The sequence below is a fragment of the Capnocytophaga sp. CM59 genome (genome assembly GCF_000293175.1).
Classification (GTDB): domain Bacteria; phylum Bacteroidota; class Bacteroidia; order Flavobacteriales; family Flavobacteriaceae; genus Capnocytophaga; species Capnocytophaga granulosa.
On sequence record NZ_ALNN01000062.1, the window covers coordinates 1 to 12,597 of the forward strand.

At 40.0% G+C, this 12,597-nt stretch carries 9 protein-coding genes; 4 read left to right on the forward strand and 5 right to left on the reverse strand.

The annotated features are described in order from the left end of the window. Positions 1–319: 319 nt before the first annotated feature. Together HMPREF1154_RS11605 and HMPREF1154_RS11610 are read left to right on the forward strand one after the other, a co-directional pair. The gene (locus HMPREF1154_RS11605) at positions 320–1,006 is read left to right on the forward strand and encodes an LOG family protein (RefSeq protein WP_009642827.1); all 687 of its coding nucleotides are present in this window, start codon (positions 320–322) and stop codon (positions 1,004–1,006) included. Positions 1,007–1,354: 348 nt separating this feature from the next. After that, entirely contained in the window at positions 1,355–3,196 is a 1,842-nt protein-coding gene (locus HMPREF1154_RS11610; protein WP_157231283.1) for a P-loop NTPase fold protein, read from the forward strand. 203 nt (positions 3,197–3,399) lie between these two features. On the opposite strand, the gene HMPREF1154_RS11615 is transcribed toward HMPREF1154_RS11610, so the two are convergent. From HMPREF1154_RS11615 to HMPREF1154_RS11630, 5 genes are all read right to left on the reverse strand, one after another. After that, positions 3,400–4,164: a DUF2971 domain-containing protein gene (locus HMPREF1154_RS11615; protein WP_157231284.1), complete on the reverse strand. Its 765-nt coding sequence runs from the start codon at positions 4,162–4,164 to the stop codon at positions 3,400–3,402. A 48-nt stretch (positions 4,165–4,212) separates the two neighbouring features. Then, entirely contained in the window at positions 4,213–6,456 is a 2,244-nt protein-coding gene (locus tag HMPREF1154_RS11620; RefSeq protein WP_009642849.1) for an FUSC family protein, read from the reverse strand. Between the two features lie 425 nt (positions 6,457–6,881). Next, positions 6,882–7,754: a nucleoside phosphorylase gene (locus HMPREF1154_RS11625; RefSeq protein ID WP_009642842.1), complete on the reverse strand. Its 873-nt coding sequence runs from the start codon at positions 7,752–7,754 to the stop codon at positions 6,882–6,884. Positions 7,755–7,892: 138 nt separating this feature from the next. Beyond that, on the reverse strand, positions 7,893–8,054 hold the full coding sequence (locus HMPREF1154_RS13240) for a hypothetical protein (RefSeq protein WP_157231285.1): 162 nt from the start codon (positions 8,052–8,054) through the stop codon (positions 7,893–7,895). A 61-nt stretch (positions 8,055–8,115) separates the two neighbouring features. Next, a complete protein-coding gene (locus HMPREF1154_RS11630) occupies positions 8,116–9,141 on the reverse strand; it encodes an N-acetylmuramoyl-L-alanine amidase family protein (RefSeq protein WP_009642800.1) in 1,026 nt (341 codons plus the stop codon). A 177-nt stretch (positions 9,142–9,318) separates the two neighbouring features. On the opposite strand from HMPREF1154_RS11630, the gene HMPREF1154_RS11635 reads away from it, so the two are divergent. Further along, on the forward strand, positions 9,319–12,066 hold the full coding sequence (locus tag HMPREF1154_RS11635) for a putative LPS assembly protein LptD (RefSeq protein ID WP_009642829.1): 2,748 nt from the start codon (positions 9,319–9,321) through the stop codon (positions 12,064–12,066). Between the two features lie 133 nt (positions 12,067–12,199). Next, the gene (locus HMPREF1154_RS11640; protein WP_009642818.1) at positions 12,200–12,577 is read left to right on the forward strand and encodes a RidA family protein; all 378 of its coding nucleotides are present in this window, start codon (positions 12,200–12,202) and stop codon (positions 12,575–12,577) included. Positions 12,578–12,597 lie beyond the last annotated feature (20 nt).

Genomic DNA, 12,597 nt, shown 5'->3' on the forward strand with positions numbered 1-12,597 from the left:
ATTCTCAAAACATCCCCCCTACCCCCCCCTCAAGGGGGGAGTTAGTAAGTAATAGAGGTTCAATAAGTTATAAAAGGGAAATTTTCTAATTTAATAAACAAATTAGACCATTTCAACGCCCTTAAAGCTCCCCCTTTGGAGGGGGGTTGGGGGGAGGTTTTTACAAATAATTGTTTATCAGTTACTTGCAATTTCAATAGCAACCTAAAAACAACTTGCGAAACTTAAATAAGTTCATTATAGGCATGAGCAGCAAGCTCGCGCCAGCATGGGAAACTTGAATTAACAATTGACAATTAATAATTAACAATTATAAAAGATGACAAAAAAACGACAATTTGAAGAATTTCAATTACAACAACATGATGCTTGGGGGATCTTCAAGATCATGAGCGAATTTGTTACAGGCTACGAACGCCTTAGTGCTATAGGCCCTTGTATTTCCATTTTTGGCTCTGCCCGTATCCAGCCCGATAGCAAGTATTACAACTTGGCCACAGAGATTGCCGAGCGTATTGTAGGCATGGGCTTTGGAGTGATCACAGGCGGAGGCCCAGGGATCATGGAAGCAGCCAACAAAGGCGCTACTCAGGGCGAGGGGGCTTCGGTAGGAATCAATATAGAACTCCCCTTTGAGCAACACGACAACCCCTATATAGACAGAGATAAGAACTTGCATTTCAACTATTTTTTTGCTCGCAAGGTCATGTTTGTCCGCTACTCCCAAGCCTTTGTCGTTTTCCCAGGAGGTTTTGGTACTATGGACGAACTTTTTGAAGCTATTACCCTGATTCAGACCACTAAGATAGAACCTTTCCCTATCATCTTGGTAGGCTCCGAGTTCTGGAGTGGATTGGTAGCATGGATCAAGGAAGTCCTCTTGGACAAGTTCGGCAACATCGCCGCTAAGGATATGGATATCTTCAGAATTGTAGATACTGCCGATGAAGTAGAAGATATCATTGAGAAATTCTACCTCAAGTATAGCCTCAAACCGAAGTTTTAACCATATAGAGACAAATAGCAATTTACCCTTATTGTATAAAATAAAAATGTTCACTAATTTTGCATGTTCATTTTTAGTGAACATTGGTTTTTAATGAACAGCCAATTGAAATATAAATTCATTAGCGAATTAACAAATTAACAAAAGGACACATTTTGACCACTCAAAAAAATATAAATTTTTTCTTTTGAGTTATAAAAATTAGTATTTTGCAATCTCTATGAAATAGAATATTATAATAGGTAGGGATAGAGAAACTTAAAGAAATTGTAAAAAAAACTTATAACTCGTTGGTTGTTATTTCTCTTTGGAAGAAAGAAACCGCAATACAATATTATAGAAGAACCTATGCAAAAGATCATCAATATAGTCAAAGACTACCTCACACGAGAAACCAATAACGCCCTCCTCATCACAGGAGAATGGGGCGTAGGCAAAACCTATTTCTTTGATAATAAACTGAGTGAAGAAATAAAGGGAACAAGCATTAAAGAAAATGAAAGTGTCAAATACAAACCTATTAGAGTCTCTCTATCAGGCGTTACAAATATAGATGATATAGAAAGAAGAATTGTAGCGGAACTATACCCCTCCTTAAACAAAGAAGTAAAATGGGGGAAGGAAATCTTTAAACTCTTTTTAAGTATCCCTAAAATAAAAGAATATATCCCCGAAATTCCTAATAGTGATGTAATAGACTCAGGAACAAATAACCTTGTTATTTGTTTTGATGACTTAGAAAGAATAAGCAAAACTTTCCCCATAGATAGCCTCATAGGTTATATAAATAACCTTACTGAAAACAACAATCTAAAAACAATTATCATAGCAAATACTGACAAAATAAAAGATGAAAGTTTTGATGAGATAAAAGAAAAACTGATAGGTAGAGAAATAGAGTATAAGATTAACATAGAAGAAGTTTTTGATATTCTTATACAAAATGAGTTTCAAAGTTTCTCAGAATATACAAAATTCTTACAAAAAGAAAAAGAGTTTATCTGTAGCTTTTTCCAAGACTACAAAAATATACGCACTTTAAAATTTATCTTAAGTTATTATCATGATATTTTTTCACAAATAGGAATCATAGCTCCTCATATTGGATATATACAATCTAATAAAAATAACATCTTAAAAAGAACACTTTTGTTTACAATAGCTATAGCTATTGAATTTAAACGGGCAAGGTGTTCGAAAGAAGATAAAGAAACTATGAGTTATGAATTATGGCCTTTTTTGGATTTTATTAGAGATGAAGGAGAAGACTCTATTGAAGAGGATAAAGATATCTCTGTAAAAGTTAAGAAGGGAGAAAAAACAGACCCTAGTAAGCTTAAATATAAATACTATGGGCATTATGATTATGAATTTTATGAATCCATTTTTGATTACATAGTAGGAATAAACACTTTTGATTCCACACTATTTGAAAAAGAAGTAAAAGAAAAAAGTGGAATAGTAGAAGGGCAAGATATCTCAGAATCTTATAAAGTATATAATGAGATTAATAGTGACTATATCTTTGAAATTTCAAATGAAGAGTATAAGAAACTACTATATAAAATGCTAGAATATGTAGATATAGGAGACTATAGATTAGAAGATTATGTAGGAATATATAATCATGTCATAAAATATAATAATCCTTTAGGAATAGCAGAGGAAGACTTGAAAGAAAGGATAATCAGAGGAATAGAAAAGGGGAAGGATAGGTTTACATACAATCCTGACTTATTCAGAAGGTTACCCTATTTTGAAAAATCAGACAAACAAAATAATATAGAAGGAATTATAGAGTATTGTCTTGCTATAAATAAAGAGAAAGAAGAAGAAAAATATAGAAAAGATAGTGTATTGTTAGAAACAGATTTTGAACTTTGGTGTCAGAAAGTAAAAGAAGAATATAACAATATTCCTATTTTTACATATATTGATAGTCTGTTAATCTTTGATTTTTATAATAAAAATATTCGTTTAAGACAGAATATTTCAGATTTGATAAAGGATAGAATCACGTATTCTTCTGTTATATTAAGATCAGAAATAGTATTTTATAGACAACTACAAGAATCTATTGAAGAGAGAGAAAAGGAATTAAAATCAGGTCCCGAATGGTATACTTATAACAAATTCAACGAATTACTAAAAAAAATTATAGATATAGCTGACCAAATACCATCCAATTAAGTTTGAGTCCGATATAATAAGGATTTCTTATGGATTGTATGGTATTTCTGTGATTGTGTAATTATACTGCTACAATTTGCATAAGTTATTGTAGGGAGGAGGTTTTGTTTGTCTTTAAATCAAATGTTCCTATAGCCAATCTATCTATAGAATCCGTAGAAGAATATGAGGAAATTATAATTTACTTATATTATACTCATTAATTAAATGGTTAATTTTGTAGGTTGGAAATCGTATAGTTTAGATTTTCTAATCTTAGATCTATCAATGCCTAATTTTTCAATTCTCTGAGTAATTAGTTCGACACAATCCTGCTCTAATCTTGGCTCTATTACAAATTCTTCAAAGACAGATAAGTCTTTTATATCGAATTCCAAAAAATCTTTAGCCGTACCACTTGTCCCGTTACAAATAATGATCCTTACTTCTTCTTCATGAGAAAAAGGTTTTCTTTTTATAAGAAGGCAATCTTTAACATATTTATGAAAGTCAGAAATTATATCAGTATTATCTTTTATATTATCTAACCATTGGTTTATCTCTTTATCAGTTTTATAATTAACTCTTCCAATGCTTGTTGTAGCCATACAATCATCATCAGTGTAAACTATATTAAATAAATTGTCAACCTTTATTTTAAGTCGTATTGCAATAAAGTCTAAATCTTTCACATTTGAATAAATTCGCCACATAGCATCAGACTCTTCAAGAGAAGTCCAGCTTTGTCCATATATCCTATCTATTAGGTTTTGTGTAGCAACAGGGATATTTTGATTATAAAAGGGAGAATAAGTATTAAAATCAGATTTCAAAAAAAAATTTTCATAAGGATCTTCCCATGTTAAAACCTTATTAATTCTTAGTGTTCTACTCTGAAGCATTGCTTTTAAATATTTAAAAGGAATATATTTATATACATAGTCATCTTTGCATATTCCTCTTAAATGTTTGTCTCTAAAACTATCCATATGTTTAATCATTAAGATTACATTTGTATTATTGAACCTATATAATCATCACCCCTTAACGATTGAAGCAATCATTTTCTCAATATTCTCCGTCAGTTCCCTTAGGTAGTTGAGTTGTTCGGTAAAAAAGAGCATCTCTTGGGGGCGAATGGCGGCTAAGGGGTTATCGGCACGAGGGGTTTTGCCTTGCTCGGCAAATAGCTCAAGGGTCGTCTGTCGGATTTCGTAGAAGACCTTGGGGTCAAAGGGGCGTATCTCCTCATCGAGCTTGCCGTCCAAGAGGGCTACACAGTGCTGGAGCTTGTGCTGTATCTCCTGTATGGCGCGAACAAAGAGATCGCGTACAATAGGAGAGGGCGTCTCACTGAGCTGAGTGCTAAGGGTTGCTACACAGGAAAGAAAATCCTGCTGAAGTACCTGTATTTCGTTGCAGACAGTGTAGTTCTTCCGTTGAGACTTAGGCTCTTGAAGCATACGCTGCAAGCCCGCGTTCAGGTTGGCCAAGGCTAGGAAAGCCTTCTTACGAGCTACCTTGTACTCGGTAGTGATTTCAGGGTTGTCTGCACGCTTGATTAGCTCATTGGTATAGCCCAAATTCGCTCTAAGACTTTTGACAATCAGCAGGTTATAGTTCTTATGCTCCCATGAGGGGAAGAGCAGGTAATTGGCACTCACCGAAAGGGCAAAGGCAATTAGCGTATCCACTACGCGGTATTGCACCACACTCATCGCATCAGGAACAAAAAGAGCGTAGGCCAATACAATGTATAGAGTGAGGAAGATCGCACTCATACTAAAATTCTCCTGCAATAGCCCATAACCAAAGGGCATACTCATGAGAATGGTTAGCCCATAGATATATTTGTAAATCTCGTGATCCAAGTGTAGGACAAACTGACAGATATAGACCAAGGCAAAAGCAAATCCTGCCCCGATGAGCGTGCCCAAAGCCCTATCCTTGGAGCGCTTGAGGGTCAGCCCATAACCAGGGCGCATGATCACATACACGGTAAAGAGAATCCAGTGGGGGTTCTGTACCTTAAAGGCGTCCCCAATCAGATAACCAATGACTGTAACAATGGCAAGGCGCAAGGCATGTCGGAAGAAGGACGACTGAAAAGAAAAGTGGTCGGCCAGGCGCTTGATAGAGTAGTTGTCGGCACTGACAAAGCGGCGGTAACTCTTCTCATCGCGAAAACTCACCTCTTGGGTATAGTAATTATTGAATATCTGCTGTACGTTGTAGATATTTTGGGTTTGCTTGGCCAGATAGTGGTACATTTTCTCCAAAAGCATCTGTTCTTCAGAGAAAGACCCTTCTTGGCTAATAGAAATATAAGCCTGCTTGAACTCCAATTGCTTTTCTAAAAGACTCTTGAGACTAATGGAGAAGGTGCCTTTCTTCCTTTCCCCTATATACTCGGCCATTTTAAGGAGTATCTGGGAGATTTCCTCTAAGAAATGCGTATATTTCTCAAAGAAAACAGCGTCCTTTTCAGCATATTTATCCACCTTTTCGTAGGGAATAGGGTTGGCAATGGCCAGCTCGAAAATATCCACCATCTCGATAAAGATGAGGAACTGGCGCTGTAGGTAGTTGGTCTTACCTGATTTAGAGCGGGAGTCGAGCAGCACCGCGCGTAGCTTCTCATATTCCTCATTGAGGGAGGATTGTAGGGAAAGGAGTACCTGCTTGTTGGCCACGCGGTGAGCAGTATCTCGAATGAGCAAGGCGCGTGTTTGCAAATATTTGGCCGTAAGGGTCATACACATAGCCAAGAGCTGTTCGCTGTATTGGCGCGGACGTATCCACATCAGTACCCGAACTAAAAAGATATACCAAGCCCCTGCCAAAAATATATACAGTGCATTGTAGAGAATATGGATACCCTCTAAAGGGCGCACTAAAGCCAAGGTGAGTGTGAAGATCCCAGCAATAGAGACCATTGCCGCCCTCGCCCCATAGAGAGAGATATAAGCATAGCAAAAGGTAAGTATAGCCATGACCGTAAGCAGCTGCCAGAGCGAACCATAGGCATGAACGAAATTCATCGATACGGAGCTAATAGCTACAAAGAGGGTAGCGATGACAATCCCGCCTAAGTGGTGCTTGCGGTTACCAGGGATATCGCTGGGGGCAATCATGATAATGGTCGTAGCCGCAGTAAGTCCCGCCGATACATTGCCTAACAACCACCCTGCTATAGCGCAAGAGAGTATAGCAAAGGACTTCATTACCCCAATAACAAAGGCGTAACTCTTGAGAAAATCTAAAAAATCAAGTCTTTTCATCTGCTGTGATCACTTCTAAGTGCAAAAGTACAATATCTTAGGGGAAAATAAAAATATTTTTTGTTTTCATGCGCACGCAGTGAGAGAAAAGAGGAAATAAGATTAGAGTATAACTAATTGATAATCAACAAATAAAAACTTTTATTTAAAATAATTAAAAATAACGCTTGTTTATTCGGGAAAAAGTTATATCTTTGCACTGTTGTTGTTTGGATGTAAAAGTCCGCCTGTAAAGGAATGTTTTTAGTATTTCATTTCCATTACGTTTTTTCTAATGAGCAAGTTCTTTTTTAGTGTTTTTATATCAGTTGTTTTAACCTCATTAGAAATCAGTTAGTTTTAAGTAAAAATCCTCACCATAGTGAGGATTTTTTTATTATTAATCACTTGTCGTTAGTCACTAGTCACTTGTCGTTAGTCACTAGTCACTTGTCATTGGTCACTATAGAGAGTGCATATTGTATAAGTTTCTCCACGGCCTTTCCAGGATCGGCAGAGAATGTACCTAAGGGACGGTTGGCGATGATAGCGTTCATAGATAGCGCTTGGTGACCTAAGAGTCTGCTGAGGCCATAGATAGCGGCGGTTTCCATCTCCATATTGGTAATACGATGCCCTTCAAAGGTATAAGAAGCTAATTTCTCATTGAGTTGTTCGTCTTGGGGGGCAAGGCGCAGTTTTCTTCCTTGTGGGCCATAGAACCCTGGAGCGGTACCAGTGATCCCCTTGAATACGGCAGGGGTGTATAGCTTCTCAAGGAGCGCCTCGCTTCCTTTTACGATATAGGGATGCCCTTTGTCCATGAGCCATTGTGTATGGGAGATAAAGGCCTCTTCCATAGCCCTTTCACGCACCTTGGGGCTGTCTTTGTAGGAGTGTAGCATGTTGTCCATACCCAAGCCAAAAGAGGAAAGGACAATGCTATCTACGGGAATATCTGCTTGCAGACTCCCTGAGGTTCCCAATCGAATGAAAGTCAAGGGCGTATGTACTTCCTTGGGGGCTCTTTGCTTGAAGTCAATATTGAAGAGTGCATCTAGTTCGCTTAGAACAATATCGATGTTATCAGGGCCTATTCCTGTGGAAACCACTGAGATACGTTTGCCGCCCAAGTAGCCAGTATGGGTTACAAACTCGCGCTTGTGGGCGGTAAATTCCACTTTGTCAAAATGGGCACTCACCACAGGTACCCGCTGCGGGTCGCCAACCAAAAGAATTCTAGGGGCGATATCCTCAGCATGAATATTCAGGTGATAGATACGTCCCTCTCCAGAGAGAATAAGTTCAGCGTTGTTCATTTCTTTAGTCTTTACTGCTTTTCGCAAAGATACGATTTTAAAGGCTAATTACCAAGAAAAATTAGTGGTTAGTGGTCAGTGGTTAGTGGTTAGTTTTCACTGGTTAGTGGTCAGAGTCTGATTACTGACTACAAATCTCTATCCACTGACAGAGTCTCTCTGTTTCTTCTTCTTTGATTGACTTCGATTTTTCACTCTTATGGCTTGAGCTTTCGCTTCTTTTAAGGTAACGGGCGATTGCTTGGATAGGAGTTCCATAGCTAACTTGGCTCGCTCCGCAAAGGACATCTTTAAGTTCATTTTTATTCACAGTTTTAGTGGCGGTTAGTTGTTAGTTTTTCACTTTTCACTTTTCACTCCTTTAGTTTGCTCTTTTCCCACGGATAAAAGTTACGATAAAAGCGTCGGTAAAGCCTTTTTTCTTGGCCAGTTGCAGAAGGTTTTCTATCTTCTTCAGGTCGGTTTCTTTGCCGTAATAGTAGCGGAAGGCATTGCCAATCTTCTCTTTGAGAATGGGGCTAAGTCCTTTGAAGTTGGAAGGGACTGCGGGTAAGTCCTTATTGCTAGTGGCTATTTGTATGCGATAGAAGAGATCGCCATTGGCGGCAGCGACCGCTTCTTTGCTTAGTTGGCTATTATTCTTTAGCCAATTATAATAGCTCTTAATGGCCTTAACGATGCTGGAGGCAATCTGTTGTTGTCCTGTGGCGGAGTTGAGGTAATCGCGCTCCTCTTGGTTACTCAAGAATCCCGTTTCTATGAGCATAGCGGGCATATACGTTTGGTGTAGGACGATGAAGCCTGCCTGCTTTACCCCACGATCGCGGCGCTGGGTGTTCTCTGCTAAAGAGGATTGTACCCGCTTGGCCGCTTGGATACTCTGTTCGAGGTACTCCTCCTGCATGATAGAAAGCCCTATGAAGGACTCTGGGGAGTTGATATCATAGCCTGCGTAACGCTCCTTATAGTCCTTTTCGAGGAAGATTACTTGGTTTTCTTCCTTGGCTACTTCAAAGTTGATATCATTGGCATGTAACCCCAATACATAGGACTCCGATCCATGGGCGTCCTTGCTGGGAGAAGAATTGCAGTGTACCGATACGAAGAGGTCAGCCTTGGCCTTATTGGCAATAGCTCCGCGCTCGTATAGCTCAATAAAGCGGTCGTCCTTACGGGTGTAGGTAACCTTGAATAAAGGGTCTTTTTCTAATTCCTTACCTATGAGCAAAATGATTTTCAGGACAATATCCTTTTCAAATATTTTCTTATGTACTTTCCCTGGGTCTTTTCCGCCATGTCCTGCATCTAAGACGATTTTAAAAGTCTCTGTCTGCGCCAAGGCAGAGAGGGAAAAGGATAAAAAGATATAGAAAAAATATTTTTTCATTAATTATAAAATTTCTTTAAAAACATTCACAAACTTCCTTTATCTCTTTTGAGATACAAAAAATATCCGTAAGTTTGACCTCTGAAAATAAAGTCTTTACCTATTGCTTAAATCTTTGATTTTCAAAATGCAAAGGTAAAAAAAAATGTTGAACAATCACACTGGCTTGCTTATATTTTGCAAATATACAAAAAATATACCTTATTCCTGAGTTTGATTGCCTGCTTTATAGGACTTTCAGCCCAACAAGAGTTGAAAATGTCTCAGGCGGGTCATACCCCTACGCCTCCTATACTCCCTCCCTTGGATACGCTCCTAAAGCCAAGTGATTCCCTTGTGAAACCTCAGTTTCGAAAGAAAGATACGCTTACTTCAAAGACAGATACCCTTACCCCGTCCCTTAGCAAGGTTGCCGATACACTCAAGATGGATTCGCTGCGCAAAAGTCCTGCCATGCTTACCGATGTGGTGCGCTATCATGCCAAGGATTGTGTGGTCATTAGCAAGCCGCTCAACAGGGTGTTACTATACGATGAGTCTCAGATTACTTACGAGGATACCGATCTTAAGGCGGGTATCAGCGTGATTGACTATCAGAAGCGAGAGGCCTACGCTGGGCGTATCAAGGACAGTGTGGGTGAGCTGGTGCAGGCGCCAGTGTTCAAGCAGGCGGAGCAGGTGATTGAGCCTGATTCTATTCGCTTTAACTATGTAACCAAAAAGGCCATTATCCGCAACGCCTATACCACTCAGGACGAGAACAAAATACGTGCCGAGATTATCAAAAAAGAGAATGACTCTACTTATTTCTTCAAGGAGGGTATGATTACCACTGCCGAAGACCTTACCGATCCAGACTATTATATCCGCTTGCGCAAAGCTAAGTTTGTCCCTAAAAAGAAAATTGTAGCAGGCTTTAGCAATATGTATATCTCCAATGTGCCTACGCCTATTGCACTGCCTTTTGCTTATTACCCTATGGTAGAATCACGTACTTCGGGCTTGCTCTTCCCTACCTTTGGAGAGGTCAATGATAGGGGGTACTATATCCAGAATGGGGGCTACTACTTTGTGATTTCCGACTATGTGGATTTGGCGCTGACGGGAGATTACTATACCAATGGGAGCTATGGTCTTAGGGGGGCTTCTACTTATCGCAAGCGCTATAAGTATTCGGGCAACCTAAGCGTGCGTTATGAAAATCTTATCTATAGCCAGCGCGGTTTCCCCGATTACAGCCGTAGCTCGATTTATAATATACAGTGGTCTCATTCTCAAGATACTAAGTCCAGTCCGCTCTCCACTTTCTCCTCATCGGTGAATTTGGGTAGCTCCACTTACTATAAGAATTCGTATAACCAAGAGAACTCGTCCAACTTCCTGAACAATACGCTTTCCTCGTCCATCTCCTATTCGCGTACATTTCCGTCCTATCCGTCGGTGAATCTGTCACTTACGGCCTCTCACTCACAGAATACCAATACGCAGAGTATCCAGATGACCTTGCCTGCCTTGCGGGTGAGTATGGAGCGTATCTACCCCTTTGTAAAGCGTGGAATGAGCAAGAAGGGACTGATACAGAACATCAACTTCAACTATAGCTTACAGGGGGATAACCGCTACAACACTACCGACAGGGATTTCTTTTCCCAAACCATGTTTGCCAAAGGACAAACGGGTTTTCGCCATAGTATCCCTATCTCAACCAACTTCAAGGTGCTCAAGTTTGTCAGTGTATCGCTTAACTCCTCTATCAACGAGACTTGGCAGTTCAAGACCGTCAAGTACCGCGATTATGACGAACTGACCAACAAGACCACTAAGGATACCATCAATGGCTTTCATCGCTATATGACCTATAACTTTGGGGCGGGACTGGGAACGACCATCTATGGGACTTTTGATTTTGGAAAGGATAAGAAAATACAGGCCATTAGGCATGTGATGCGCCCTTCGGTGAATTATGGCTATACGCCTTCGTTTGATAAGTATTACGACTACTATATAGCCGATGCCTTTGGTACTAAACGCGATTATAGCCGTTTTGAAGGGGGACTCTATGGGGCGCCTGGTCGCAATGAGTCCAGTTCGCTGAGTTTTTCCCTAAGCAATACCTTTGAGGCTAAGGTGCGCGAGAAGGGCAAGGATTCACTGGCGGAGGCCAAACCTAAGAAGGTGATGTTGCTCAATAGCCTTAACTTTTCTTCGGGGTATGACCTGGTTACCAAACGCTTTTCCCCGCTGAATATGACAGGGGGAACGCAGCTGTTTGACAATAAGTTAGGGGTGAATTTTGGAGCAACCTTTAACCCTTATGCTATAGATATCAATGGGCGACAATTGGACAAGTTCAATATCAACAACGGAGGGAGTCTCTTTCGCTTTACCAATGCCAATATGACCCTGAACTATGCCTTCTCCAGCAAGAACTTTAAGAAAGGCAAGAATACGGATAATACCGCTTCGGGAGGGCGTGCCGATGATCTCTTCGGATCGGCTATGAATACCGATCTGAGCAAACCCATGAAGGAAGATGACCCCAATGACAAAGACAAGGAAAAGGAGCAAGGTACACGTTTGTTCAATGCTTCTATGCCGTGGGACTTGACCCTTGCCTATTCGCTTTCGTATAGCAATACCAATCGTAACCCTATGATATCTAGTAACTCTCTTATGGTGTCGGGTAATATAGACCTAACGCCTAAGTTCCGAGTAGGGATGTCCTCAGGGTATGATTTCAAGGATAAGGGGGTTACCTATACCCAGTTCCGTTTCGAGCGAGACTTGAACAGTTTCCGTATGTCCTTTAGCTTTTCACCCTTTGGCGACCGCAATTCATGGCACTTCTTCATAGGGATAAAGGCCTCTATGCTCTCCGACCTGAAATGGGAGAAAAACAAATCACCAGATAGAACACTTAATTAGTAACTAACGACAAGTGACAAGTGACAAGTGACTAATGACAAGTGACTAACGACTAATGACCAATACCACAGTGGATTAGTCACTTGTCACTTATCATTAGTCACTATCTAAACACCCTATAATTCTTTAAATAATGAAAAAAGTTATTCTTTCTTCTAAGGCGCCTGCTCCGATAGGCCCTTACAGTCAAGCCATTGAAGCCAATGGCACCCTCTATGTTTCTGGACAGATTCCTATTGACCCTGCCACAGGCGAGGTAGTTGCTGGAGGCATAGAACCCCAAGCCAAACAAGTGATGCAGAGCCTTAAAGCAATTTTGGAAGAGGCTGGTTATACCTTTGACCAAGTGGTGAAAACCACGATTCTCTTGGACGATTTGGGCAATTTTGCCAAGGTAAATGAAATCTATGGCGGTTATTTCGGTGAGGGAGCTCCTGCCCGTGAAACCTACCAAGTTGCCAAACTTCCTAAAGGTGTAGCTGTGGAAATCTCCTGCATAGCAGTGAAATAATGATTAATGCCAATAATGCC

Bases quoted from the DNA above. Each gene is read 5' to 3' on its own strand.
- HMPREF1154_RS11605 (WP_009642827.1), top strand. From the start codon at position 320: ATGACAAAAAAACGACAATTTGAAGAATTTCAATTACAACAACATGAT.
- HMPREF1154_RS11610 (WP_157231283.1), top strand. From the start codon at position 1,355: ATGCAAAAGATCATCAATATAGTCAAAGACTACCTCACACGAGAAACC.
- HMPREF1154_RS11615 (WP_157231284.1), bottom strand. From the start codon at position 4,164: ATGGATAGTTTTAGAGACAAACATTTAAGAGGAATATGCAAAGATGAC.
- HMPREF1154_RS11620 (WP_009642849.1), bottom strand. From the start codon at position 6,456: ATGAAAAGACTTGATTTTTTAGATTTTCTCAAGAGTTACGCCTTTGTT.
- HMPREF1154_RS11625 (WP_009642842.1), bottom strand. From the start codon at position 7,754: ATGAACAACGCTGAACTTATTCTCTCTGGAGAGGGACGTATCTATCAC.
- HMPREF1154_RS13240 (WP_157231285.1), bottom strand. From the start codon at position 8,054: ATGAACTTAAAGATGTCCTTTGCGGAGCGAGCCAAGTTAGCTATGGAA.
- HMPREF1154_RS11630 (WP_009642800.1), bottom strand. From the start codon at position 9,141: ATGAAAAAATATTTTTTCTATATCTTTTTATCCTTTTCCCTCTCTGCC.
- HMPREF1154_RS11640 (WP_009642818.1), top strand. From the start codon at position 12,200: ATGAAAAAAGTTATTCTTTCTTCTAAGGCGCCTGCTCCGATAGGCCCT.